Annotated in this window: 19 protein-coding genes, 1 tRNA gene and 4 pseudogenes; 13 read left to right on the top strand and 11 right to left on the bottom strand. The window is 62.8% G+C overall.

Features of this window, described 5'->3' with window-relative positions; translation table 11 throughout:
• Positions 1-34: 34 nt before the first annotated feature.
• From SB772_RS11595 to garD, 3 genes are all read right to left on the bottom strand, one after another.
• Positions 35-955, bottom strand: coding sequence for an SMP-30/gluconolactonase/LRE family protein (locus tag SB772_RS11595; protein WP_410833403.1), 921 nt, complete (start codon positions 953-955; stop codon positions 35-37).
• A 5-nt stretch (positions 956-960) separates the two neighbouring features.
• Positions 961-1,803, bottom strand: a complete 843-nt coding sequence (locus SB772_RS11590; RefSeq protein WP_410833402.1) for an NAD-dependent epimerase/dehydratase family protein — start codon at positions 1,801-1,803, stop codon at positions 961-963.
• Positions 1,804-1,923: 120 nt separating this feature from the next.
• Positions 1,924-3,513, bottom strand: coding sequence for a galactarate dehydratase (garD, locus tag SB772_RS11585; RefSeq protein ID WP_410833401.1), 1,590 nt, complete (start codon positions 3,511-3,513; stop codon positions 1,924-1,926).
• Between the two features lie 203 nt (positions 3,514-3,716).
• On the opposite strand from garD, the gene kdgD reads away from it, so the two are divergent.
• The 3 genes from kdgD (at position 3,717) to SB772_RS11570 (ending at position 7,075) form a co-directional block, all read left to right on the top strand.
• Positions 3,717-4,634, top strand: a complete 918-nt coding sequence (gene kdgD / locus SB772_RS11580; RefSeq protein WP_410833400.1) for a 5-dehydro-4-deoxyglucarate dehydratase — start codon at positions 3,717-3,719, stop codon at positions 4,632-4,634.
• A 215-nt stretch (positions 4,635-4,849) separates the two neighbouring features.
• Entirely contained in the window at positions 4,850-6,199 is a 1,350-nt protein-coding gene (locus SB772_RS11575; RefSeq protein WP_410833399.1) for an MFS transporter, read from the top strand.
• A gap of 132 nt (positions 6,200-6,331) precedes the next feature.
• Positions 6,332-7,075: a FadR/GntR family transcriptional regulator gene (locus tag SB772_RS11570; RefSeq protein ID WP_410833398.1), complete on the top strand. Its 744-nt coding sequence runs from the start codon at positions 6,332-6,334 to the stop codon at positions 7,073-7,075.
• Between the two features lie 67 nt (positions 7,076-7,142).
• Here SB772_RS11570 and SB772_RS11565 read toward each other — a convergent pair whose 3' ends face one another.
• The gene (locus SB772_RS11565; protein ID WP_410833397.1) at positions 7,143-8,726 is read right to left on the bottom strand and encodes an aldehyde dehydrogenase (NADP(+)); all 1,584 of its coding nucleotides are present in this window, start codon (positions 8,724-8,726) and stop codon (positions 7,143-7,145) included.
• A 223-nt stretch (positions 8,727-8,949) separates the two neighbouring features.
• On the opposite strand from SB772_RS11565, the gene garL reads away from it, so the two are divergent.
• Both garL and SB772_RS11555 read left to right on the top strand, forming a co-directional pair.
• Positions 8,950-9,735 (top strand): 2-dehydro-3-deoxyglucarate aldolase, encoded by a 786-nt coding sequence (gene garL, locus SB772_RS11560; protein WP_410833396.1) that lies wholly within the window; start codon positions 8,950-8,952, stop codon positions 9,733-9,735.
• Positions 9,732-10,673: a 2-hydroxy-3-oxopropionate reductase gene (locus SB772_RS11555; RefSeq protein WP_410833395.1), complete on the top strand. Its 942-nt coding sequence runs from the start codon at positions 9,732-9,734 to the stop codon at positions 10,671-10,673. The genes garL and SB772_RS11555 overlap by 4 nt, the downstream gene beginning before the upstream one ends.
• A gap of 250 nt (positions 10,674-10,923) precedes the next feature.
• Here the strand turns inward: SB772_RS11555 and SB772_RS11550 are convergent.
• The 3 genes and pseudogenes from SB772_RS11550 to SB772_RS11540 all read right to left on the bottom strand — a co-directional run.
• Positions 10,924-11,000 (bottom strand) — tRNA-Val (locus SB772_RS11550).
• A 74-nt stretch (positions 11,001-11,074) separates the two neighbouring features.
• Positions 11,075-12,565 (bottom strand): M81 family metallopeptidase, encoded by a 1,491-nt coding sequence (locus SB772_RS11545; protein ID WP_410833394.1) that lies wholly within the window; start codon positions 12,563-12,565, stop codon positions 11,075-11,077.
• Positions 12,562-13,009 (bottom strand): annotated as a pseudogene (locus SB772_RS11540) (M20/M25/M40 family metallo-hydrolase); the annotation flags it as partial. The pseudogene SB772_RS11540 and the gene SB772_RS11545, both read right to left, overlap by 4 nt.
• 107 nt (positions 13,010-13,116) lie before the next feature.
• Here SB772_RS11540 and SB772_RS11535 point away from each other — a divergent pair.
• Complete coding sequence (locus SB772_RS11535; protein WP_410833393.1) at positions 13,117-13,581, top strand: hypothetical protein; 465 nt, start codon at positions 13,117-13,119, stop codon at positions 13,579-13,581.
• A 492-nt stretch (positions 13,582-14,073) separates the two neighbouring features.
• Here SB772_RS11535 and SB772_RS11530 read toward each other — a convergent pair.
• The 4 genes and pseudogenes from SB772_RS11530 to SB772_RS11515 form a co-directional block, all read right to left on the bottom strand.
• A pseudogene (locus SB772_RS11530) lies at positions 14,074-14,250 on the bottom strand (aquaporin family protein); the annotation flags it as partial.
• Between the two features lie 81 nt (positions 14,251-14,331).
• Positions 14,332-14,731, bottom strand: a pseudogene (locus SB772_RS11525) (OsmC family protein).
• A 402-nt stretch (positions 14,732-15,133) separates the two neighbouring features.
• Positions 15,134-16,807, bottom strand: a complete 1,674-nt coding sequence (locus tag SB772_RS11520) for an MFS transporter (RefSeq protein WP_410833392.1) — start codon at positions 16,805-16,807, stop codon at positions 15,134-15,136.
• Between the two features lie 240 nt (positions 16,808-17,047).
• Complete coding sequence (locus SB772_RS11515) at positions 17,048-17,734, bottom strand: hydrolase (RefSeq protein ID WP_410833391.1); 687 nt, start codon at positions 17,732-17,734, stop codon at positions 17,048-17,050.
• Between the two features lie 491 nt (positions 17,735-18,225).
• Here SB772_RS11515 and SB772_RS11510 point away from each other — a divergent pair, with 491 nt between their 5' ends.
• The 7 genes and pseudogenes from SB772_RS11510 to SB772_RS11480 all read left to right on the top strand — a co-directional run.
• Complete coding sequence (locus tag SB772_RS11510) at positions 18,226-18,516, top strand: XapX domain-containing protein (RefSeq protein WP_410833390.1); 291 nt, start codon at positions 18,226-18,228, stop codon at positions 18,514-18,516.
• Positions 18,513-20,405, top strand: coding sequence for an amidohydrolase (locus SB772_RS11505; protein WP_410833389.1), 1,893 nt, complete (start codon positions 18,513-18,515; stop codon positions 20,403-20,405). Before SB772_RS11510 ends, SB772_RS11505 begins: the two co-directional genes overlap by 4 nt.
• 85 nt (positions 20,406-20,490) lie before the next feature.
• Positions 20,491-20,883, top strand: a complete 393-nt coding sequence (locus SB772_RS11500; RefSeq protein ID WP_410833388.1) for a DoxX family protein — start codon at positions 20,491-20,493, stop codon at positions 20,881-20,883.
• A 301-nt stretch (positions 20,884-21,184) separates the two neighbouring features.
• Entirely contained in the window at positions 21,185-21,853 is a 669-nt protein-coding gene (locus SB772_RS11495) for a YoaK family protein (RefSeq protein ID WP_410833387.1), read from the top strand.
• An 87-nt stretch (positions 21,854-21,940) separates the two neighbouring features.
• Entirely contained in the window at positions 21,941-23,137 is a 1,197-nt protein-coding gene (locus SB772_RS11490) for a porin (protein WP_410833386.1), read from the top strand.
• Positions 23,138-23,620: 483 nt separating this feature from the next.
• Positions 23,621-23,803 (top strand): helix-turn-helix domain-containing protein, encoded by a 183-nt coding sequence (locus tag SB772_RS11485; protein WP_410833385.1) that lies wholly within the window; start codon positions 23,621-23,623, stop codon positions 23,801-23,803.
• A gap of 5 nt (positions 23,804-23,808) precedes the next feature.
• Positions 23,809-26,514, top strand: a pseudogene (locus SB772_RS11480) (Tn3 family transposase); the annotation flags it as partial.
• Positions 26,515-26,568: the final 54 nt, after the last annotated feature.

Here is a 26,568-nt window from a genome sequence, read left to right as displayed (position 1 = left end):
GCGGCAACGACCGGCGCCCTGTTTACTCGGCGTTTCATAGTTTGCCTGCGTATTCGGGCTCGGTCATTCCGGTCACGCCAGGACGAACCGCAAACAGATGTCCGTCGTGTTCGGTCGCGCCCGCAGCGGGACGGATCGACGTCACGAATAACGTATCCATATCGCGGCCACCGAATGCACACATCGACGGTTTCGCGGCCGGTACGGCAATCTGCCGGTCCAGCTTGCCTTGCGGTGTGAAGCGCAACAGCAGGCCGGCGTCGTTCGCGCAAATCCAGTAGCAACCGTCGGCATCCACAGCTGCGCCGTCAGGACGGCCGCAATAGCGATGCAGATCGGCAAACACACGCCGGTTGCGCGGCTCGCCTGTCTCCATGTCGTAATCGAAGGCCCAGATCAGCCGGCGCGAAGGGTGCGAGTCGGACAGATACATCGTCGTGCCCTCGGGAGACCACGCAAGACCGTTCTGCACGATCAGCGCGTCGACGACCGGCGCCGACAGCACCCCGCGCGCATCGAAACGATACAGCGCACCGGCAGGGTTGGCCGCCGCCATGTCCTGCACCATCGTGCCGGACCAGAAGCGCCCCTGGCGATCACAGCGGCCGTCGTTAAAACGCATGCCGGCAAGCGGAAAGACCGGCGCGGCAAGCTTGTTTCCCGTCACCGCAACCGGCTCACCGCCGGCTGCGCTTTCAATCAACCTGATCGCAAAGAGCCCCGTCTCGCAGCCGGCCAGCACCGTACCGCGATGATCGAACGCGAGACACGCCACCTTCTCCGGCAATACCCATTCGGACCGCTCGCCCGCGTCGAGACGCAACCGCACGATCTTCTGCGCGGGGATATCCACCCAGTACAGCGCCTGTTCCGCCGCGCGCCACACCGGGCTCTCGCCGACCAGTGCTGGCAACTGCCCTGCTGCCTCGACCCTCTCCGCTCGTGCGTTTTCCATCGCGCTCACCGTTTCGGTTCCATCGGACCAGCAAGCACGAACGGGCCGCCCTGAAAACGCTGCGCCGGGTCATCCAGGTCCGCTGTGGGCGCATTGGCCGGAAAGAGGTGCTCGAACTCGACCGAACTGTCCTGCGGGCGAAAGCCGAGGAACGCCGCCTTGGTGTTGTCCACCCACCTGGTCCGGTTGTCCGACACGCCATAGACGATCGCGTGCCCCACCCGGTTGGTGAACAGCGAGCAGCGCACCAGTTCGATCAGGTCGCGATAGCTCAGAAAGGTTACGAGCATGCGCGGATTTTTCGGCTGCTCGAACGACGAGCCGATCCGCAGACACACCGTCTCGAGACCGAAGCGGTCGAAGTAATAGCGCGACAACGATTCGCCGAAGCACTTGGTCACGCCATACAGGCTGTCGGGGCGCAGCGGCGCGTCGATATCGAGCACCGACGTCACCGGATGAAACCCCACCGCGTGGTTCGAACTGGCATACACGACGCGCTTCACGCCCTGCTTCTGCGCGGCCGAATAGAGGTTGTACAGGCCACGTATGTTCGCTTCGAGCAGATCTTCGAACGGCGCCTCGACGGAAATGCCGCCAAGATGAACGACGGCGTCGACGCCTTCCAGCAGCGCGTGAACGGCCTTCTCATCTGCGAGGTCGACGATCGATGCTTCTTCATGCGCGGCCGTGTCGCCAAGCGGCGCGATGTCGGTCACACGCACGATGTCGGCCCACGCGGCGAGCGCGCCGCGCAACTGCTGCCCCAGATTTCCGGCCGCGCCGGTTAGCAGAAGACGCCGGAAGGGTTTTTGCGTCACGGGGCGCTCAAGAGTCGAATCGGTCATGTCTTTGTCTGTTTTGTGATTACTTTTTGCTCGCTACCTGACTACCGGCGCGGCCTGCATGCTTGATTCCGTATTTGCTTCGAGTGGCAAATACCGGCCGTGCGTACACCGATACGGCAATCAGGTCACCGGCGCCGGATTGAACAACGTCAACGCGTTGTGAAGCTTGAGTTTCTCCGCGCAGGTTTGCTTGCGGCCGCTCGCCACGTCGAGCATCAGGCGGAACAGCGCCCAACCCACGTCTTCGATGGTTGCCTCGCCGGTTGCAATGGTGCCGGCGTTGATATCCATCAGGTCGTGCCAGCGGCGGGCGAGATCCGAGCGCGTCGCCACCTTGATGACGGGTACTTCCGCGAGACTGTACGGCGTGCCGCGGCCGGTCGTGAACACGTGAAGGTTGATACCCGCGGCGACTTGCAGCGTGCCGCAAATGAAATCGCTCGCGGGCGTTGCCGCGTAAATCAGGCCTTTCTGCCGGACCTTTTCGCCCGGCGACAGCACGCCCGAGATCGCCGAGTTGCCTGACTTGATGATCGAGCCCATCGCTTTTTCGACGATGTTCGACAAGCCGCCTTTCTTGTTGCCCGGCGTCGTGTTGGCGCTGCGGTCAGCGCCGCCGCGCTTCAGATAATCGTCGTACCACTGCATCTCGCGGATGATCGCCGCGGCGACCTCCGGGTTTGCCGCGCGTGCCGTCAGTTGATCGACACCGTCGCGCACTTCGGTGACTTCGGAGAACATCACCGTCGCACCGGCGCGCACCAGCAAGTCCGTCGCGAAGCCCACCGCGGGATTCGCGGTCAACCCGGAAAAAGCGTCGCTGCCGCCGCACTGCACGCCGATCACGAGGTCGGAAGCCGGGCAGGTCTCGCGACGGCGATTGTTCAGCCGCTTCAGATGCCCTTCGGCCATTCTCATGATCGACTCGATCATCGACTGGAAGCCGACGTGCGCTTCGTCCTGAAGCACGACGACGTCGCCGTTCAGGTCCGCCTCAACGTCGCCAATGTCAGCGACTTCAGCGACATTGGCGGCCGCAGCAATGGGGATCGTGCCAGGCGGCATCAAACGCTCCGGCTGCAATTTCTCGCAGCCGAGACTGACCATCATCACTTCGCCGCCGAAATTCGGGTTCAGACTGATGTTGCGCACGGTGCGGATCGGCACCATCGCATCAGGCGCGTCGATCGCGACGCCGCAACCATAGGTGTGGCCCAGACCGACGACATCGTCGACATTGGGGTACTTCGGCAACAACTCGGCCTTGATCCGCGTCACTGCGTGCGTTACCACGTCGGCCACGCATTGCACCGTGGTCGTAATCGCCAGAATGTTGCGCGAGCCGACCGAGCCGTCTGCATTGCGGTAGCCCTCGAACGTGAAACCCTCGAGCGGCGGCATGTCCGGCGCCTTGATGGTCGCGATCGGCAGATCTTCGAGTCCGGGCGGACTCGGCATCCGGATCACGTGTTCGTTGATCCAGCTTCCCTTCGGCAAAGCCTTGAGCGCGTAGCCGATCACCACGTTATAGCGAATGACTTCGTCGCCTTCCAGGAGATCCGCAAGCGCCACTTTGTGCCCTTGCGGCACACGCTCGCGCAGCACCAGGCCATCGGGAAATACAGCGCCCTCACCCAGGCCGCCGTCGTTGACGACGATCGCGACGTTGTCGTTGGGATGAACGCGAATGTAGAGCGGGGAATGTTCCATTGCATCGATCCTTGCGGCGATTTCACGCCTATCATGCCAAATTCATACGTCATCCTACAACATGAAAGCTTAAGCAGGCGTTCCGTATTTACCCTATAACCTGCATTATGCCGCGAAATCACCGTTGAGTTAGCCGATTTCTTGTTGTACGATGACATATAAGAAATCTCCATTTCCAAGACTTAACGCCCAGGATACTCATCATGACGACACCGCAGGAACTGAAGCAGATCGTTTCGGAAGGCCTTCTCTCCTTCCCCGTGACCGACTTCGACGAACAGGGCGATTTTCGCGCCGACACTTACGCCGAGCGCCTCGAATGGCTTGCTCCTTACGGCGCCTCGGCGCTGTTCGTCGCAGGCGGCACGGGCGAATTTTTTTCGCTGACACACAACGACTATTCGAACGTTGTGCGCACGGCAACCGAAGTCTGCAAGGGCAAGGTGCCGATCCTCGCCGGCGCGGGCGGTCCGACGCGCGTGGCGATCGCCTACGCGCAGGAAGCCGAGCGTCACGGCGCGAACGGCATCCTGTTGATGCCGCACTATCTGACCGAAGCCTGCCAGGAGGGCATCGCGGCGCACGCTGAAGAGGTGTGCAAGTCCGTGCCGAACATGGGCGTGATCATCTACAACCGCGCGAATTCCAGGCTTAACGCCGACATGCTCGAAGGCCTCGCCGAACGCTGCCCCAACCTGATCGGTTTCAAGGACGGCGTCGGTGAAATCGAGAACATGGTGTCGATCCGCCGCCGCCTGGGCGACCGCTTCTCGTACCTCGGCGGGTTGCCGACGGCCGAAGTCTACGCAGCCGCTTACAAGGCGCTGGGCGTGCCGGTGTACTCGTCGGCGGTGTTCAACTTCATCCCGAAGACGGCGATGGACTTCTACCGCGCAATCGCCGCGGACGATCACGCCACGGTGGGCAAGCTGATCGACGAATTCTTCCTGCCGTATCTGGCGATCCGCAATCATCGCGCGGGCTACGCGGTCAGCATCGTGAAGGCCGGCGCGAAGCTGGTCGGCCATAGCGCCGGCCCGGTGCGCGCGCCGCTGACCGATCTGACCGAAGAAGAAATGAGCCAGCTCGACGCGCTCATCAAGAAGCTCGGCTCGCAGTAAGCGCCCTGCGCACCGTGCGAGCCTGGTCGCGCACATGGCACCGCCCATAGCGCCCGGGACGGCAACGTCGCCGGGCGTTCTTTAAAGCGCCGGATCGCCACCTGACGCTTCCCGCGAAGCACCGGCCGATCCGGTTGATCGGCAAGAACCGCCGCGGCTGACTGCACCACAAAGCCTGGGAGCCCTCTCCCCTGCACAAGATTCAGGAGATGACCATGGAAATGAGCCGCACGGCGAGTCCCGCTCACGCCGCGAAGCGCACCAGAGTCCGCTACACGATTCTGCTGCTGGTCTTCATCATCACGACGTTCAATTACGCGGACCGCGCAACGCTCTCCGTGACCGGCTCCGCGATGCGCGCCGAGTTCGGCTTCGACGCGATCAGGATGGGATACATCTTCTCCGCGTTCAGCTGGGCGTACGTTCTGTCGCAACTGCCGGCCGGCTTGCTGCTCGACCGGTTCGGCGCGCGGCGCGTCTACGCAGCGAGCATTTTCCTGTGGTCGCTGTTTACGCTGCTGCAAAGCTCGATCGGTTTGCTGGGAAGTGCCGCCGCCGCGGTCACGGCGCTGTTCGTGCTGCGCTTCGCCATGGGCGCCGCCGAATCGCCGGCGTTTCCCGCCAATGCCAAGGTCGTCGCCAGCTGGTTCCCGACGACCGAACGCGGAACGGCATCCGCCATTTTCAATTCGGCCCAATACTTCGCAGCGGTTATTTTCACGCCGCTGATGGCCTGGCTCACTCACGCATTCGGCTGGCATCAGGTCTACATCGTGATGGGCGTGGCCGGGTTCATACTTGCCCTCACCTGGCTGAAGGTGATGAAGAATCCCGCCGACCACCCACGCGTCTCGCGCGCCGAACTGGAGCACATCGAACAGGGCGGCGGCGTGGTCAACGGACACAAGAGGGCCCAACCCGCCGACGTCGCCAGCGCCGGGGGCTGGTTTCTCGTGCGCCAGTTGCTGACCAATCGCATGCTGCTCGGCGTCTATCTCGCCCAGTACTGCATCAACGTGCTGACCTACTTCTTCCTGACCTGGTTTCCGATCTACCTCGTGCAGGCTCGCGGCATGACGATTCTGCAGGCCGGCCTGGTGGCATCGCTGCCTGCCATCTGCGGATTCTCCGGCGGCGTACTCGGCGGCATCCTGTCCGACTCGCTGATCCGGCGCGGCCATTCGCTCACGATCGCGCGCAAGGCGCCGATCGTCGGCGGCATGCTGCTGTCGGTGTGCATCATCGGCTGCAACTACGTGAGCGCCGACTGGCTCGTCGTCGCGCTCATGTCACTCGCATTCTTCGGCAAAGGCCTCGGCGCGCTCGGCTGGGCTGTCGTCGCCGATACGTCGCCTAAAGAAGCCCTCGGCCTTTCGGGCGCCATCTTCAACATGTTCGGCAACGTGGCCGGCATCGTGACGCCCATCGTGATCGGCTATCTCGTCGCGAAGTCCGGATCGTTCAATGGCGCGCTGGTCTTCGTGGGCCTGAATGCATTGCTGACCGTGTTCAGCTACCTCGTGATCGTGAAAGACATCAAACGGGTCGAGTTGCGCCGGCGCTAGCGTGCAGCCGGCGCATGCGATGCCATGCGCCGGCGTCGAAAATGATCGCGCGCTTGTATAATCAGTCGTCAGACAACGCTATAATGAAACGCAAAGAGTGTCTGCAACTATTTGATTTGAGGGGCGTTTTCGATGGCTACACCCATGGCTTCCGCAGCACAGCCGCGACGCGCTCGTAATCTCGCCGAGTTTGTCGTCAGCTACGTGACTGAACAGATTACGTCCAACGCCTTGAAGCCCGGCGACAAACTACCGACGGAATCGCAGTTGATGGTCACGCTGAGCGTGAGCCGCACCGTCATCCGCGAGGCCATTTCGCGCTTGCAGGCGGGCAAGATCATCGAGACGCGGCACGGCATCGGCAGCTTCGTGCTGGAGCCGCCGCGCGAAAAACTGGGTATCGACATGGTGCCGGCCACCACCTTGCGCGACGTCCTGTCGATACTCGAACTGCGCATCAGCCTCGAAACGGAGTGCGCGGGTCTGGCAGCGCAACGCGCCAAACCGGATGACCTCGCACGCATGCGCGCCGCGCTCGACGCGATCGAGGCGACCCGCCGCAATGGGCGCGACAGCGTCGATGCCGACCTCCAGTTCCATATCTCCGTAGCTCGCGCAACCGGTAACCGGTATTTCGTCGACATCCTCACGCAGATGGGCAGCGCGCTCATTCCGCGCAACCGGCTCGACTCGGCGGGAATCGCGCATGCGGACCCGGACGCTTACCTGTCGCTCGTGAACCTCGAACACGAAAGCATCCTCGAGGCGATCACACGGCACGATGCGGAAGGCGCGCGCGCGGCGATGCGCATGCACCTGTCCAATAGCCGCGAGCGGCTGAGGCGCGCCAACGACGCTGCTGAAGCGAACAGCTGATTCGAACTGTCGCCGCTCAAGAAAAATGGCCGGGAATCCCCGGCCATTTTTTTATCCAACTCGCTGCTTAGCTGCGCGTCATCTCGCCATCGCGGCGACGCCACAGGTCCAGTGGATTGCTGTCTGCCAACGACTCGGGCAACAGGTCGGCCGGGAAATCCTGATAGCACACCGGACGCAGGAAGCGTTCGATGGATGTCGTACCGACCGACGTGGCACGGCTATCGGATGTGGCCGGGAACGGTCCGCCATGCACCATCGCGTGCGAAACCTCGACACCCGTCGGGAAACCATTGACCAGAATCCGCCCGGCTTTGCGCTCGAGGATCGGGACCAGCTTTTTCGCCGTCGACAGATCACCGCTGTCCATCTGCAGCGTGGCGGTGAGCTGGCCGGCAAAGTGCTCGGCCACCGCCAGCATTTCCTGTTCGTCCTTGCAGCGCACGATGGTCGACGCGGGGCCGAAGACTTCGTCTTCCAGTTCGGGCGTCGCGAGGAACGTTTGAGCGTCGGTCACGAACAGCGCGGCGCGTGCTTGCGTCGGGCCCGTGGTGTCAATGCCGCGCGCAACCGCCTCGACACCCCTGGTAGCCGCCAGCTTGCCTTCACCCTCTTCATAGGCGGCATGAATACCCGCGGTGAGCATAGTCTGCGCAGGCTTGGAATTCAGCGCATCGGATGCCGTTGCAACAAAGCCTTTGAGTGCATCGCTGTCGACGGCAATCGCGAGACCCGGGTTGGTACAGAACTGCCCTGCGCCAAGCACGAGCGAATCGACAAAGCCACGCGCGATCCCCTCGCCGCGCGAAGAAAGTGCGTTCGGCAGAAGGAAAACCGGATTGATGCTGCTCATTTCGGCGTAGACCGGAATCGGCTCGGCACGAGCGGCTGCCACGCGCATCAACGAGGTACCACCGGCGCGCGAACCCGTGAAGCCCACCGCCTTGATCGCCGGATGCGCGACCAGCGCTTCACCGACCGAATTGCCGGCGCCGACAATCATCGAGAAGACGCCCTCCGGCAAGCCCATTTCCAGTGCGACGCGCTGAATCACGCGGCCGACCATCTCCGACGTGCCGAGGTGGGCCCGATGCGCCTTCACCACCACCGGGCAACCTGCCGCGAGTGCCGCGGCCGTATCGCCACCCGCCACCGAAAACGCGAGCGGAAAATTGCTGGCCCCGAACACAGCGACCGGGCCCAGCGGAATCTTCTGCATACGCAGGTCCGAGCGCGGTAACGGCTTGCGCTCCGGCAACGGCGAATCGAGCGTTGCAGCGAGCCATTGCCCCGCCCGTATGACTTGCGCAAACAGCTTGAGCTGCCCCGTCGTACGACCACGCTCGCCTTCGAGACGCGCCTTCGGCAAACCGGACTCTTCGTGCGCGCGCTGGATCAATGCGTCACCGAGCGCCATGATGCCGTCGGCGATGCGCTCGAGAAACTCGGCGCGCACCGTGAGCGGCAGTTGCCGGCAAGGGTCGAATGCTTTCTGCGCGAGTTCGCAGGCGAGGTCCACATTCGCGACCGCGCCCGAAGCGAAGACCGGCTCGGCGATCTCGGCGCCCGTGGTCGGATTGAACGCACGCAATGGTTTTTCGTCGCCGCGTACCGCCCTGCGGCCAATCAGCATTTCGCCGGTGATAGACATTTCGCTTCCTTGGATGACTGCGTTTGATATCGGTCATCCTATAACATAAACAGCACAGCCGCAACCTGCCTCGCGTGCGCTTTGTTTGGATCCGGGTTTACGCGCCTGCCGCACGAATCCTGCATGGTGCTAATCTTGATTAAGACATACGACGACCTATAACATATAATTGAGATACACGTCGGAGCTTGTCCCCATCAATCGCAGTTTGAGGAACACAGCCATGACAGCCGCAACGCCATATCAGCCCTTACCCAACACCTTCCGCCGCGCGGTCTGCGGCGGCGAAACCCTGGTCGGCTGCTGGGCCTCGCTAGCGAGTCCGATCACCACTGAACTGCTCGGCATTATCGGCTTCGACTGGTTGCTGCTGGATGCCGAGCATGCGCCAAACGACGTGCTGACGCTGATTCCCCAACTGATGGCGCTCAAGGACAGCCCGAGCGCGCCCGTCGTCCGGCCGCCGGCCAATGACAGCGTCTTCATCAAGCGGCTGCTCGATAGCGGCTTTTCGAACTTCCTCGTGCCGTTTGTCGACAGCGCCGAGGACGCGGCCCGCGCCGTCTCGGCAACCCGCTACCCACCGCAGGGCATTCGCGGCGTCTCGGTGAGCCAACGGGGCAATCGCTACGCGAGCGTGCCGAACTACTTCGACATCGCTAACGACAATGTCTGCGTCATCGTCCAGATTGAGAGCCGCAAAGCAGTCGAGGCGATCGACGAGATCCTCGCCGTCGACGGAGTCGATGCCGTTTTCGTCGGACCATCCGATCTCGCCGCCGCTTACGGCCACATCGGCAACGCCGGCCATCCCGACGTGCAACAGGCGATCGCGCGCGTGTTCGAACGTGCGCAGGCCGCCGGCAAGGCGAGCGGAATCCTCGCGCCCGTTCAGACGGATGCGGAGCGCTATATCTCGATGGGCTGCCGCGTAGTCGCGGTCTGCGCGGACATGGGACTGCTGAAAGGCGCGGCGCAGACGGTTCAAAAACACTTCATGCAGAAATGAGCGGGCCGGCAACCGCGGCCGCCATCACATCCCCGGAGAACATCATGCAAAAAGCAGGCTTTATCGGACTCGGCATCATGGGCAAGCCCATGGCCGCCAACCTCCTCAAGAATGGCGTCACCCTCGCCGCATTCACGCGCAGCGGCGTACCCGACGATCTCAAGCAGGCAGGCGCAATTGCATGCGATAGCCCGGCAGCGGTTGCAGAGCAAGCCGACGTGATCTTCATCATGGTGCCGGACACGCCGGACGTCGAGCGCGTTCTGTTCGGCGAGCAGGGACTCGCCGGCGCGTTACGCGCGGGGCAAACCGTCGTCGACATGAGTTCGATTTCGCCGATGGCCACCCGGGACTTCGCCGCACGTGTGCGCGAACGCGGCGCGGAATATCTGGACGCGCCGGTTTCAGGCGGCGAGGTCGGTGCAAAAACCGGTTCGTTGACCATCATGGTCGGCGGCACGACAACCGCCTTCGGCAACGTCAAGCCGCTGTTCGACATGATGGGCAAGAACGTCACGCTGATCGGCGATGTCGGTGCCGGACAGGTGTGTAAAGTGGCCAACCAGGTCATCGTCGCGGCGACGATCGAGGCGGTCGGCGAGGCCCTGCTGCTCGCCTCCAGGGCAGGTGTCGATCCGGCGCGCGTGCGCGAAGCGCTGATGGGGGGGTTTGCATCGTCGCGCATCCTCGAAGTGCACGGCGAGCGGATGACGAAACGCACGTTCGACCCGGGGTTCAGGATCGAACTTCACCAGAAGGACCTGAATCTCGCGCTCTCCACGGCGCAAGCGCTCGGTGTGTCCTTGCCCAATACCGCCACCTGCCAGGCGCTCTTTAACGCATGCGTCGCGCACGGCGGCAAAGCATGGGACCACTCCGCGATGGTGCGCGCACTCGAAATACTCGCCAATCACGAAATCGGTCAGCAGAGCGCCTGACTTTCGGCAAGTCCGGTCACGCCGACGTCCGCACGCGCGAGCGCGACGCGCATCCGGCATTTCTGGACATGACGTGACGCGCTTGCCCCTGCTCGTGCAAATGCATAAGCGAGCGAGACAGGCTGCGAGGAAATACAAAAGGAGAGCACTGACGGGACGAACGCACGATGATGACGATGTGCGCCGATGCGATGCGAGAACATGACAGTAGACGAAAGCTGGGTCGCTTCCGTCTACGTCACATATGCGTTGGTAGGCTCGATTGGATTCGAACCAACGACCCCCACCATGTCAAGGTGGTGCTCTAACCAACTGAGCTACGAGCCTTTAGAGGCGCGAATTATAGAGACTCGGTACGCGTAGCACAAGCCCTCTTTCTTACTCGCTGGCGTGTGTCTTGTTCAACGCGGTGGCGACCATTCGGCCCGCGCATCCAACGGATAGACCGGCCGCCTGACATGCTCGAACGCAAAGAGTCCGAAGTCCGAGCTCGTCACGCCGCGGCTATCGCATTCCACCAGCGCCGCGGCGATCGGCACGAAAACCGGCCGGCAATACATCCGCGACTTGAGCAACAGAAAACGCGCGCGGCGCGGATCGATACCGACGCTCTCGAACACACCGAGGTCCCACGGTTCGTGCGTACGTTCAGTCATCACGAGCTTCGCCGTGCCGGTGTCGAGCACCGCCGCGCGCCCCATGAATGCACGCTGGCCGGTGTAGGTCGGACCGCTGATCACGTATTCGCCGTCGGTCAGCGCGCGCACTACGCCGGTTACGGCAACCGGCGGCTTTGGCACCACTGCTTTACCGAAGAGCTTATTGCCGATCGTCACCGTCACCGTGCTGCCGACGCCCGCCACCATCAGTGCCGCGACCGCTTGCGGATCGCACAACGGTCCGCTTACGACGCCTTCGAGATTTTGCTTCAGCGCTTCCTCGAACAGATCCATCGTGTCGCACGTGCCGCCCGACATGCAGTTGTCGCCGTGATCGAGCAGCAGCACCGGCTTGTCGGCACCCTGCGCGAGCGCCGCCGCCTGCGCGACCGACTCCGCGAGCGGTGCGCTGCGGTAAACGAAATCTTCGCGTTCGTCCCAGATCTGCCGCGCGATGCGCTCAGCCACCGCTTCCGCCTTCGCGCGATCGCCATTTGCCACGACGACAACGCTGATGCACGGCGCCTCGATATCGGCGAGCGAGAAGCCGGACAGCACCGACACCGCGAGCATGCCGTCGGCCTCGGCCGCACGCGCGGCATCGACGGCGCGTTTCATCGCACCTTCGGCTGTCGCACTGCGCAGCGTATGCGTGAGCAGCGGCGGCTGACGCCATGCCATCACCGGCTGCGCCTTGCCATGAACCAGGTCGAACATCAGACGCGCCGCATGCGCGCCGGTCTCATACATATCGACATGCGGATAGGTCTTGAAGCTGACGATCACATCGGCGTTGTCGATCATTTTCTGCGTGACGTTGCCGTGCAGATCGAGCGCGACTGCGATCGGTGCGTCGGGCAACGCGGCGCGCACGCGCTCGAGAAGATCACCCTCGCCGTCGTTCGAATTCTCCGCGACCATCGCACCGTGCAGATCGAGCATGACTGCGTCGCAGCCGAATGCAGCCGCCACGATCGCGTTGCAAATTGCGTCATAGGCAGCGACGGCGACCGGACCGCTCGGATTCCCCGATGCGGAAATCGGCGTCACGATTTCCGCGTTCTCACGCTCGGCTGCGTCGATGAACGCGGCCATTGCCGTCTGCATGCCTTTGTTCTCTTTGAACGCGTCTTCGCCATAGCTCGGGCCGTTGCGGCCAAACGCTGCGAGCGGTGTGTCGACCGGCGAGAAGGTGTTGGTCTCGTGGTTCATCCTTGCAATCAGGATTTTCATGTCTTAGCGCTCCCTGCCGTTTGCGCGGCATTCAGCATCGCCTGTAGCAGCGCGCTGCGATAGGCTTCCAGATGGTCGGCGCGCGCGTCCTCGATTTCATTGTGACCGATGCCGTCTTTGCACGGCACGAAAATCATCGCCGCCAGCGCGGCTCGCGCGAGATAGACGGCGTCATGACCTGCACCGCTAATGACATCCATCGACGAAAAACCGAGCGCGAACGCATCCGCGCCCTGCTGAACCGCTTCGACCAGTTTCGCGGCGAACGGCTGCGGCGCGCGATCGAGTGCGGTGCGATTGACAGTATGAATCAGATCGGCCGCGACCAGCTGCGCATCGCGACGCAGTTCCATCGGCGTGGGCCCCGCGTGCGCTTTCCATGCCGTGCACCGTGACGTCGTACCAGCGTTGCCCGAGCGCGCCCTGCACGACGCCAATCGGGCGGTTGGGCGGGAGAATCGAGCTATCGCCGGCCAAGGTACGCCAAAGGGCTCAACCTTTTACCGCGCGCGCCGTTATTGCATCTGCAAAGGCACAAACAGTGGACCTTCATGGCACAAGCTATTCCGTTTTCCCGTCACACCGGTGCTGCGCGTGCGCGGCATGCAAAGGTGATGCTGTTGCCGATCGCCCGGCAGATCGCCGATGAGCTCGCGCTGCGTGTCCATCTGGCGCTCGACGCATTGCGGCGTGGCACCGGCAGTGTGACCGATGCGCAGACGCTCACGCAAATCATGCTGCTGAGCGGTTTTCTGGCTGAATCTGGCTTCGGCTCCGCAACCAGCGAGCAGTTGCAGGCGGCCGAGCGTGCGGTGTCGGCGGTTTTCGATATCGGCCGGGAGACCGGCGCGTGGCGGCTGGATAGTGCAGCATTCGAATTGTTCGCAACAATCGCGACGAATTATGACCAGCAACTGCACCGCGCGCCGCTTTGGGCGATCACCGATGCCAGTGAACGGCTCGATCGCTTTACTGCGGGTATGTCGCACCAGATGCCGGTGCGGAGACGGGCTTAATTTTCTCGAAAGATTTGTAAGGCGACGATGTATGCGTCGCCTTCCGCCGCACTACCGTAGGGGTGCGGTGACCTGGGGCGGCGAACTGACCGGCCGGTTTGACGGCTACGGCCTGATTGCAAATACGCTTCGACCGGGCAGGAACTGAACCGCTGTGTTCATGCGCCATTTCAAGGGGCACGCTGGTTTTTCGGCGCCGTAAACGGGGTTTGAGGCGCAGTGGAACGGAAAACCGGGTTAAGCGTGAGTGTTCGCCGCGTGCGGCGGGAATTCGGGTAACTCGGACAGGGTTTGCGCCGGCTTCAGATTTGAGAACACGGACAATAAAGCGCCAGCAGCACTGCCCAGCGCAGTTCAGTAGGAAAGCATCGTCGCAAACCGGCCACAGGACGTTCGAACTAGATCTGAAAATGTCCGCTTGCAAGCTGGCCGCAGACATTCGTGCCGCGCCTGCTACGTCTCTGCTCGCGAGCGAGTGCCCAAAGCCGCGCATCAGTAAATCTTCTTTTTCTCTCCCGAAGACTCAGGCACGTTCGGCTGGCCTTTACGCTGCCCTCCCGATTCAAAAACAGTGTGGAGAGTCAGACCGATCGCCGCACCGACCAGTTCGGCAAGCACAAAGCCCGGCGCGCTGACCGGTGCGATGCCGGCAAAGCTGTTGCTGAACATCGCCTCGCCGAGCACGCAGCGCGCCGAATTGTGCGTGCAACGGATCAGGACATTTGTTGTACGTTCGCCGTCGGTTTCGGGCTATGGTCGCGTGGTGGTGTCGATGCGCGTACCTTGCTTGATAAACAGCGTGACGGGTGTTTTCTCGCAAATTTCGGCGAGACGGGCTCGCTGACTGCCATCGATGGCGCATCGACGGACACCACACGCGGGATATATTGGTCACGATCCCGGTTCCATGCGCAATTCCATATCGACAGCGATACGGCCGGGCGGCCAGTCTTTTTGCCGTATGTAAATTCTGAGCGTCGCCGCCGTGCACGCCGCGACAACGGCGAGCACAAACCCGAAAGGAACAAGGAACGACCCCACGATTCTGGCCGCATTCGTGCGGTCTCTCATCGCCCAGCAGGCTATGGGTGCCCGCGTTGAGATCGACGACATGGTTGGGTGCGTCTACACCCGGCACGGCGCCGGCAATTGTCGGGTTCGGGTGTGTGTTGCCATTCGTGACTTAAGGAAACGATGCCTGCCGTCCCGGCGTAAAGGGCGGCTGGTGGCAGCAGGTCCGGTCGAAATGGTCCCTTGTGCATCGCACGCTCAGACTGGCTTTTGCCTGGAGCCGCGAACAGACCCCGTGGAGTGCGGTGATAGCGACGTCATTCTTCACCGACGGGACGACTTCGCTTGCGAATACCCTTGATGCGGTTCTGGCTCAAACGCGGGCGGCGCATCGCCCAGGGTTTTGGGGGAACAAAGAAATTGATGGCCGGTGATGAGCAAGCGGGAAAGTCTGGACGGGTCGTTTCATGCCTTTCGGACATTCGCCGAACAGGGAGCAGCAATGCTGGGAACCAGCGACGAGAAAGCGATCCAGGCACCCTCAGTTCGCTGAAGTTGACAAGGGGGACGACTCGTCGTGCCTGTCTCGCACCTCGACCGGAGCAAGAAAATGGTTAACAACGGGGGGCGAATCACCGATGTGAAACGCCAGAGCCTGTTGCTGCACGTCGCGGTCGGCGAGCGTGGAGCGTTCGTGCTGACGCAGGTGTTCAAGCCACGACATAACGAGGAAATACTCCAGAAAGCGGCCCGGCTGTGCAGCATCTTCGAAAAGGCCCCACGCGTACGCGCCATCCCGCCGGCGCGCCTGGCTCAGTTGATCGAGTGTCGCAACGAAGTCACCTACACGCGACGCGTCGATGCGATATTCGATCGTCACCATCACGGGACCGCGGTCGTGGTTTACCGTCGCGTTGACGATTGGCTCGGGCCAGTGCATCGAGGGCGCGAGGCCGCGCGAATCGCCCTGCTGCAACTTGAAGCGCCACGTCACGGGAATGGCGAGCAGTGCACCCGCGCTCGCTGCGAACAGGGCAACAGGAATCCCGAGATGACTCGCCACCTGACCCCACACCACGCTGCCCGCGCTCATCGAGCCGAAGAAGACCATCACAAAGATCGAAAGTCCCCGTGCTCGCACCCATTCGGGCAAACTCACCTGAACGGAAAGGTTGAGCGTGGTCAGCACGGCAAGCCACGATGCGCCTGCGATGAAGCTGGCAGCGCTCGCCAGCGCCGGATTGCGAACGGCGGCAAACGCCATCAGCGCGAGCGTCGTACCGAGCGTGCCGAGCGCAACCACCCTGTCCGGGTTCAGCGAGCGACGCAGCGCCGGTAGCGCGAAGGCTCCCAGCACTGCCCCGACGCCGACGCTTCCAAGCAGGATGCCATAGAGTTCGGCGCCGCCGCCGAGCACCTTGCGTGCAACCAACGGCAACATGGCCCAGTATGCGCTCGCGAACAGGAAGAAGCCTGCGGCCCGTGTCAGGGTGGCCTTCAATGGACGGCTGTGCCACGCGTACCGCAGGCCTCCCACCATCGCACCCAGCAGGTCCTCAGGCGGCAGCCTGCGCGCAGGTTTCGGCTGAGGCTGCCACCATGTGAGCGCGGCAACCACGAGCGCGTAACTCGTGGCGTTGATCAGAAACGGCGCTGCCTGACCGATCACGGTGATAACGTAGCCGCCGAGTGCGGGGCCGATCGCACGGCTGATGTTCACGCCCACGCTGTTGGTCGCCACCGCCTGCTGCAGCACGTCGCGTGGCACGAGGTCGGGCACGATGGCTTGCCATGCGGGCGCCGTGACCGCAGTGCCGACGCCCATCGCGAAGGTGAAGGAGAGCAGCAGCAACGGGCTGGCGACCCCAAGGTAAACTACAGTGCCAAGTGTGCCGGCGACGATCGCGAGCACGCACTGCACGACGAGCAGCTGTCTGCGCCGGTCGACGATGTCGGCGAGCGCTCCAGCGGGAAGCGCCAGCAGGAACACTGGCAGCGTAGTCGCCGTCTGCACGAGCGCCACCCATACCGGTGATGGCGACAGGCTGGTCATCAACCAGCCGGCCCCAGCATCGTGCATCCATGTACCGATATTGGAAAGTACCGTGGCAAGCCACAGCACGGTGAAGGTCCGGTAGCCGAAGGGCGCACGCGGTGTGCTTGGGCCGCCAGCCGCGGCGCCCTCCGACGGCGGTGTCGCTTTGATGTTGCCCAATCGAATCGCTCCGGAACGACGGGCGGAAAGATCCGTCCCGTGCGGCGCGCCGGTGCGTGACGAGGACCACACACACCGGCCTGTCTTACTTCGCCCACCGCCGTGCGCAACAAGTCGGGCGCGGCCGCGCGCCTCTCAGCGCCGTCCACGGACCAACGTCATTTTGTGCTGAGGCAAGCCGGAACAGCTGGCGCCAGATATCCGGCGTGACCCAGTATGGTGAAGCGCGTTTGCGACAGGCTATCCGGCGTGCACGGGTGCAAGTGCCTCATGCGCACCTGCGGTGCGCTGCGGCGCCTTGTGAACCATCGTGTAGGCATAGTCCACGCCCATGCCGTACGCGCCGGAATGCTCCCTGACGATGGCCATCACCGCGTCGTATGTCTCCTTGCGCGCCCAGTCGCGTTGCCACTCCAGCAACACCTGCTGCCACGTCATCGGTACGACGCCCGCCTGGATCATGCGCTGCATCGCAAAGTCGTGTGCGTCTTTCGAGGTGCCGCCTGACGCGTCGGCCACCATATAGATTTCATAGCCGCCTTCGTCCATCGCGCACAACGCGAAAGTGTTGTTGCAGACCTCGGTCCACAGGCCCGAGACTACGACTTTCTTGCGTCCATTGCCGGCCAGCGCGTCACGCACCTTCTGGTCATCCCACGAATTCATCGACGTGCGTTCGAGCACCTTCTGCCCCGGGAACACATCCAGAAGTTCCGGGTACGTGAAGCCGGAGAAGCTCTCAGACTCCACTGTCGTGATGGTGGTCGGAATGTTGAAGACTTTTGCCGCCTTGGCAAGGGCCACGACATTGTTCTTCAACACCTGGCGGTCGATCGACTGGACGCCGAATGCCATCTGCGGCTGTTGATCGATAAAAATCAGCTGACAGTTTTCAGGTGTCAGTACTTCAAGTTTAGGATTGCTCATGGTTTGATCCATCCAATCTGTCGATAATTCGGACATCTTCAAATGGCCAGACATCCGATCATGAACGGCACTTTGAATTAAGCGCCGGGCGTAAAGGCCACATCGATGAGAAAACGCGAATGTTGCACCGCTCGAGTCGAGTCGACAGGATCAACGTGCGGGAACGCTATCGGCAGCATGGCGAGTCTACGAACAAGCCTATAAATCGAGCAGCGAAAAATCAAGTGATTCCCGATATCAGGAATCCCGGGCGGACGCGGTGGCTGTCCAAATTTCTGGCGGGACCGTTCCAAATGAACTACTTTTCATTCATGCTTATGCGGCGTACCGCAGACCTTTGGCCATGGCTTTCCGCCCACCGCCCCATCCACCTGGTGGCCGCCTTCTCCTGATTTTTCAACCCACCGTCGTGCTGGGATGTTGGAGCGCAACCCTGTTCTATCAGATGCGCTCGCTGTCCTTCGCAGGCGCAACGTCAAGGAGGCAAGCCGATGAAGCTCTATCTCTTTTCCCTGCTCGCCGGTGTGGTGGTCGGCGTGATCTATAGCCTGCTTCACGTGCGCTCGCCAGCACCACCGCTCGTCGCGCTGGTGGGGCTACTCGGCATTCTCGCCGGCGAGCAGATCGTCCCGGTTGCCAAACAAATGCTCTCGGGTAGCGCCTTTCACACTGCCTGGCAACAGTCGAAGTGCACCCAGCACATGTTCGGCTCCCTGCCTGGCCGCAATACGGGCGATACCACGCGTGTCGCCTCCGCGAACCTACCGGAGAAACGCTCATGAGCCGCCCCGCAACGAACGCCCCCGATCTGATCCTTCACCATGGCCGCTTCACGACACTGGACCGGCAAAGCCCGCTGGCAAGCGCGGTGGCGATCCGGGATGGTGTCTTCACGGCGGTAGGCGGCGACGCGGATATTTTGCCGCTTGCCGGCGATGCCACACAGGTGATCGACCTGCAGGGACAGCCCGTGCTGCCGGGGCTCATCGACAACCACCTTCATATCATTCGCGGCGGCCTGAACTTCAACATGGAGTTGCGCTGGGACGGCGTGCGCTCGCTCGCCACGGCCATGGCGATGCTCAAGCACCAGGTGGCGATCACCCCGCCGCCGCAGTGGGTGCGCGTGGTGGGTGGCTTCACGGAGCATCAGTTCGATGAAAAGCGCCTTCCCACGATCGACGAGATCAACGCTATTGCACCGGACACGCCAGTGTTCATCCTGCATCTGTATGATCGCGCGATCCTCAATGCTGCGGCGCTGCGCGTGGTGGGCTACACGAAGGACACACCCGAGCCACCGGGAGGCGAAATTGTGCGCGACCGGGCTGGCAATCCGACAGGCCTGCTGCTCGCCAAACCCAACGCCGCCATTCTGTACGCAACGCTTGCCAAAGGCCCGAAGCTGCCATTCGAGTACCAGCTCAATTCCACGCGCCATTTCATGCGGGAACTGAACCGCCTGGGCGTGACTGGCGCGATCGACGCCGGCGGCGGCTTCCAGAACTATCCGGACGACTACGCGGTTATCCAGAAGCTTTCCGACGACGGCCAGCTCACCATCCGGCTCGCCTATAACCTTTTCACGCAAAAGCCCAAAGGCGAGAAGGAAGATTTCCTGAACTGGACGAAGACCTCGAGCTACAAGCAGGGCAACGACTACTTCAGGCATAACGGTGCGGGCGAAATGCTCGTGTTTTCCGCTGCCGATTTCGAGGACTTTCGCCAGCCGCGCCCGGACATGCCTGCCGAGATGGAAGGCGAACTGGAAGAAGTCGTGCGCATCCTTGCGCAGAACCGCTGGCCGTGGCGCCTGCACGCCACCTACGACGAAACGATCAGCCGTGCCCTCGATGTGTATGAGCGCGTGAACAGCGATACTCCGCTCGCAGGCCTGAACTGGTTCTTCGACCATGCGGAAACAATCTCGGAACGCTCAATGGACCGCATCGCCGCCCTCGGTGGTGGCATTGCGGTGCAGCATCGGATGGCGTACCAGGGTGAATACTTCGTCGAACGTTACGGCGCGCAGGCAGCCGAGGCAACGCCACCGATTGCACGCATGATTGAAAAGGGTGTCAGGGTGTCGGCGGGCACCGACGCGACGCGTGTCGCCTCGTACAACCCGTGGGTGTCGCTTGCCTGGCTCGTAACGGGACGGACCGTGGCGGGCATGAGGCTCTACCCGCAACGTAACTGCCTTGACCGTGAGACTGCCCTGCGCATGTGGACCGATAACGTCACGTGGTTCTCGAACGAAGAAGGCAGGAAAGGCCGAATCGAAGCCGGGCAGTTCGCGGACCTGATCGTGCCAGATCGCGACTACATGTCGTGCCCCGAAGCCGACATCCCCGACACGACGTCGCTGCTGACTCTGGTAGGCGGCAAGATCGTGTTTGCTGCCGGACCTTTTGCGGAGTTTGATTCACCGGTACCGCCTGCCATGCCCGACTGGTCGCCGGTGCGTACGTACGGCGGCTACGCCGGCTGGGGCGCGCCGCAAGGCGGCAATGGTGCACCGCTGCAGCGCGTCGCTGCGCAGCTTTGCGGCTGCGCGAGCGCATGTAGCGTGCACGGCCACTCGCACGCGCGTGCGTGGTCAAGCAAGATTCCGGCGTCGGATCTGAAAGAGTTCTGGGGTGCGCTCGGATGCGCTTGCTGGGCGGTATGAGATGGAGCGCGACGAAGAGGCAAGGACGCGGCGCTCCGGCTCAACGTCCGTCGAATGGACACGCTCGTCAAAGAGCGTCCTTGCGGTGAGATGGATCGCATTGCTCGGGCTTTGCTCGGCCTATCTGCAGGGCGGCCTTGTGAAGGCCCTGGATTTCAGCGGGGCGGTGGCGGAGATGGCTCATGCCGGACTTGCGCCTGCCGCACCGTTGGCCGCCGCGACCATCGTGCTGGAGTTGGCCGCGCCGCTCGCGATCCTCACAGGCCGTTTTCGCTGGCTCGGTGCGCTCGCGCTGGCTGCGTTCACGCTGATGGCGACGTTCCTCGTCAACCGGTTCTGGGAAATGGCGCCACCCAACCGTACGCCGACAGCTAATGCGTTCTTCGAACACCTCGGTCTCGTGGGCGGATTTCTGCTGGTCGCCTGGCACGACTTCGCCGACAAGCGTGTCCGTCGGCCCGATGCACGGCAAGACTGATAATTCTCAGCGGAGTGCGCTCAATGCAAATTTGATCCATCCTTCTCGCGGCAGCGCTCAGCGTAGTTGCCGCGATAACCACGATTCGACGCGCCGGCGCCTGCTGAACCTGTATTGCACACCGGCGCCGTCGGCAGGGGCAAGGACTCGTTCACGGTCTGCTGTTGCCGAAAGGGTATGGCTTCACAATTGATGGATCTGCCAGCCAGGTGAGCCCGATTCACGCTATGCCATCGCTAGCGGAGAAGCTGTTCGCATGCAATGCTCGCGGCGATTGCGAAAGATCATGAAGGATCGCTCGATGAGGCGGAATTTACCGGCGTTGCTGAGCTTTAACGGAGGCTATGTCGACACGGCAGGCTTTCTCGCGCCGCATGGCCTGTTTACGGCGCACGTGACCGGAAACTTCGTCACGTTGGGGGCAACGTTCGCTTTTGGCACGACGGGCGCCGTCGCGAAACTGCTAGCGTTGCCGGTGTTTTGCCTGACGGTCATGCTGGCGGGCGCTATGAGCTATCGGCTGTCGGAGGCCGGCGCGCCGGTACTGCGCGTGATGCTCGGCGTTCAGGTGCTGTTGCTCGCGCTCGGCGCGGCGATGGCGATCCGGCTTGGTCCGCTCACCGACGGAGACGACTGGACGGCAGTCGCTACTGGCCTTACGCTTGTCGCCGCAATGTCGATTCAGAATGCGCTGCACCGGCCCCATCTGTCGGATGCGCCGCCATCGACGCTCATGACGGGTACCGTCACCCAGTTCATGCTGCAGCTGGCTGACCGCTTCTGGAAGGTTCAGCCTGCGGCGTCCGGCGGACCGTCGCCGCTCGTGCGGATGGCGGAAAGTGTCGCGAGCTTCGCAACAGGATGCGGTGCGGCAGCAGGCATGTTCCGGCTTGCCGGTCACTGGAGTTTTGCCGTGCCACCGGTGCTCATCGCCGTCGGGCTGTTCCTTGCCAGAAAGGAGCAGGGCTAGCGTGCAAGCGGTACCACGTTGAGGCTTTGGTCTCATGTCCTGGTTGTATGGCCGCGTCAAGGAAGAATTTGAAGACGGAGAAAATCGATGAAGAAATGCGTCGCGATCGCCATGACGGCCGCAGGTCTTGCGTCCGGCACTGTTTGCGCTCAAAGCAGCGTGGTCCTCTACGGGCTCGTCGATAACGGCATCACCTATCAAAGCAGTAGCACGTCGCTCGGCTCGACGACCGGCGGTCGCTCGGCGGTGAAGATGTCGACGGGCGTCTGGCTAGGAAGCCGGTTCGGTCTGAAGGGTGCTGAGGACCTGGGCGGTGGCTTGAAGGCCATCTTTCAACTCGAAGCGGGCGTGAACACCAATAACGGTACCTCGCAATTCAGCGGCGGCATGTTCACGCGTCAATCGTGGGTGGGACTGTCCGACCCGCGCTACGGCGTGCTGACGGCAGGCCGCCAGTACACGGCGTACTACACGCTGCTGTCGCCGTACACTCCGAACAACTGGCTGACCGGCTACTTCGGCGCGCACCCTGGCGACATCGACGCGCTCGACGTCGACTACCGCGCTAACAATTCGCTCGTCTACATGTCGCCGGAGTTTTACGGCTTCACCGTCGGAGGATCGTACGCGTTCGGTGGCGTGCCGGGCAGCCTGAACGCCGGCTCGAACTGGAGCGCGGGCGTCCGGTATGTCCACGGCCCCTATGGCATCGCTGCGGGCTTCCAGCGTGTGAATAACTCGACGCCGGGCGGCGGTGTCTGGGGGGCGGAATCCACATTGTCGAACGGCGGCGCTCAGACAGCCGTGTCGGCGATCAACAACGGGTATAAGACGGCGCAAGCGCAGCAGCGCGTGGCTGTGACGGCGGGCTACCTCACATCCGAGTGGGACATCACCGCGTCGTACTCGAACGTGCAGTACATCCCGGGCGTCGGCTCGACATTCCGCAACCAGGCGACATTCAACACGGCAGGCGCCGTGGTTCGATGGAAGCCTGTGGGCCAGTGGGCCCTCGCGGGTGGCTACAGCTACACACGCGCAACCCGGTCGAACGGCATCACGAGCGCAGCGCAGTACCACCAGTTCACGCTGTCACAGTTCTACAACCTGTCGAAGCGCACGGGCCTCTACGCAGTCGAGGCTTACCAGCGCGCAAACGGCATGACGCTCAATGGCGGGGAGATCATCGACGCAACGGCATCGATCGGCAACGGTTTCAACAACTCGCCGTCGTCATCGCGTAGCCAGTTCGGTGCGGGCATCGGCCTGATCCATAACTTCTGATCATTGAGTGAGGCCGAGCCTTCGGCGATCAACGTTTATTGGCCTCCACTTTACGCCATCAGTTCGGCTCATTGCCGCGTGCACGTCAGTCAACACGTGGCAGAAAATGCTTGCCATTGCGCTTGCTGCATAGCGAGCTATGGTAGTCGCAGGGTCTCGCGGGAGAACGATTAGTCAACGGAGTGACGGCACCGAGTCGCGACCACGCGGCGGGGTAATCGGCCGCTATTCGCTGGCAATGGCCTTTCAATGCACTGCGGTCGCCGTCGCTTTCGGGTCGATCAGCGTCATTCAAACCAGTAGGTCGCTATCTCCTTGGCCGCGCCTCGGCTGCCGCGCGCGGCTACGTTAGTGCGCTTTATTGTCCGAATTCCGAAGTCGCCCGGACTTGCGTCTCACCTCTGATCCCGACAAGAGACGCGGCGCGAGCGGCAACGCCAGGGCGTTCAGCTCGCCAAGGCCGCGGGCAAGTACGTCGGCCGCGTGGCCGACACCGCGACGCATCAGCGTATCGTCGCGCTTCGTGGCACCGGTCAGACCATCAAGCGAACCGCCGAGTTGACCGGGTGCAGCGAGAGCCAGGTAAAACGGATCTGGGCAATCCATCTGGCCAATTCCGACCACGCGAACGACGCAGGGGACAATGCCCCCTCAGGGAAAAGGTAACGCCGGTGCCCGTCAGCTTCCTCTCTGACGAACAGCGCAAGAACTACGGCCGCTATACCGGAGTGCCGTCGCCGCACGACCTGACCCGTTACTTTCACCTGGACGATACCGACCATGCGCTGATCGCGAAGAAGCGCGGCGAGCACAACCGGCTCGGTTTCGCCGCGCAGCTCGGCACAGTGCGGTATCTCGGTACTTTCCTTGACGACCCGCTCGCGGTGCCCGCGCCGGTACTGCATACCCTGGCCAGGCAATTGCGAATCGAGGTGATCGACGGCACACGCGACTACAGCACCGGCGAGCAGCGCTGGGAACACGCGATCGAAATCCGCGCCGCTTACGGCTACGTCGAGATTACCGAGCTCCGGGCTGGCTTTCGCCTTACCCGCTGGCTATACGCGTTGTGCTGGACCGGCACCGACCGGCCAAGTGTATTGTTCGAGCGGGCGACTGCATGGCTGGTGACGCACAAGGTGCTGCTGCCCGGTTGCAGCACTCTCGAACGCTACATCGCGCGCCTGCGCAGCCGGGTGGAGGAAAGGCTGTGGCGCTCGCTCGCCCACGGTATCGGCAGTGAACAGCAGGCAAGGCTGGAAGGCCTGCTGGCCGTGCCCTCCGGCAGCCGCAGCTCGCAACTGGATCGCCTGCGCACGGGGCCCGTGACAGTCAGCGGTCCATCGCTGGTCCAGGCCCTGGTGCGGCTGCGCTCGGTACGCGAACTGGGCATCAAGCTGCCAGCCGCCGCGCGCATCCCTGCGACTCGTGTGGCGGCTTTGGCGCGGTTCGCTGGCGCCGCCAAGGCGAGTGCCGTTCTGCGCTTGCCGAATCCGCGCCGCTTGGCCACGCTGGTTGCCTTCGCGCACTGCCTGGAAGCGACTGCGCAGGACGACGCCCTTGAAGTGCTTGAAGCGCTCCTGCGCGAACTGTTCGGCGACGCCATCAAGGCCGACAAAAAAGCACGACTGCGCACGCTTAAGGATCTGGATCAGGCAGCGGCGACCCTGGCCCACGCGTGTCAACTGCTGCTGGATACGAGCGTGCCGGATGCCGCGCTGCGCATCACGTTGTTTGAGAGGATTCCGCGGGATACCCTCACGCGCGCACTCGAAGGTGTCAACGCCCTGATCCGGCCCGCTGACAACGTATACTTCCGGGAGCTGGATGCCAGATACAGGACCGTGCGCCACTACCTGCCGGCGTTGGTCGAACATATCCGTTTCGGCGCGAATGCTGAAGGCAAGCCGGTGGTCGCCGCCTTCGAATGGCTGCAGGCCAACATCACACGGAAGAAGCCTGGCAACGACGCTCCGCGCGAAATCGTCGGCAAGTCATGGCAGCGGCATGTTGTGAACGAAGACGGCGCCGTCGATTTCCACGCGTACACCTTCTGCGTGCTGGAAGAACTACAGATTGCCCTGAAGCGGCGCGACGTGTTCGTGGCACCGAGCTGGCGCTATGCCGATCCGCGCACCGGTCTGCTCGACGGCGTTGAATGGGACGCTACCCGACCGATCATCTGCCGGACCCTGGGCCTGTCGGCCGACCCCGAACCGACGCTGACCGCCCTGGCCTCCGAGCTGGACCGTACCTACCGGGCGGTGGCAGCGAGATTGCCCGACAACCCTGCAGTACGCTTCGACGTGGCGGGCGACAAGCGCGAACTGGTGCTCAGTCCGCTGGACAAACTGGACGAGCCAGCCTCGCTGCTCGAATTGCGCGAGAAGGTGGCCGGCATGCTGCCGCGCGTGGATCTGCCGGAACTGATTCTGGAGATTGCGTCGCGCACCGGCGTCACCGACGCCTTTACCCACATCTCGGAACGCACCGCGCGCGCGACCGACCTGCACATCAGCCTGTGCGCGGTGCTGATGGCCGAGGCCTTCAACACCGGGCTGGAGCCGCTGGTTCGCAACGACGTGCCGGCGGTCAGGCGCGATCGGCTGTCCTGGGTGGACCAGAACTACCTGCGCGACGACACGCTGACCGCCGCCAACGCGACGCTGGTCGCCGCGCAAAGTCGTCTTGCGCTGGCCAATTTATGGGGTGGAGGCGAAGTAGCCTCGGCCGACGGCATGCGTTTCGTGGTCCCGGTACGCACGGTACATGCCGGCCCCAACCCCAAATACTTCGGCGTCGGCCGAGGCATCACCTGGTACAACCTGCTGTCGAACCAGTTCTCGGGCCTGAACGACATTACCGTGCCCGGCACGCTGCGCGACAGCCTGATCTTGCTGGCCGTGGTGCTCGACCAGCAGACAGACCTCCAGCCGACGCAGATCATGACGGACACCGGCGCCTACAGCGACGTGGTGTTCGGGCTGTTCCGCCTGCTCGGCTACCGATTCAGCCCGCGCCTTGCCGACGTCGGCGGCACACGCTTCTGGCGGCTTGACGCACAGGCGGATTACGGCCTGCTCAATCCAATCTCTGCGCATCACCTCAGCCTGCAGAAGATCGAGCCGCATTGGGATGACATGCTGCGCCTGGCCGGCTCGCTCAAGCTCGGCCGGGTGTCTGCCGCGGGCATCATGCGCACGCTCCAGGTTGGCGACCGACCGACCCGACTCGCGCAAGCCGTCGCCGAGTTCGGTCGCATCGACAAGACCCTGCACACGCTGACCTATATCGACGACGAAGCCAAGCGCAGAGGTACGTTGACGCAGCTCAACCGCGGTGAAGGTCGCCATAGCGTAAGCGCCCGGCAATGGCACCCTGGGGAGTGCCTACCAGCGATCAGGCGGTGATCGGCGCCCAGCGATGAGGCA

The organism is Paraburkholderia sp. SIMBA_030, from assembly GCF_046535245.1.
Lineage (GTDB): Bacteria > Pseudomonadota > Gammaproteobacteria > Burkholderiales > Burkholderiaceae > Paraburkholderia.
Note: the sequence above shows the minus strand (reverse complement) of the source record. Positions and strands in the feature narration are given on the sequence as shown.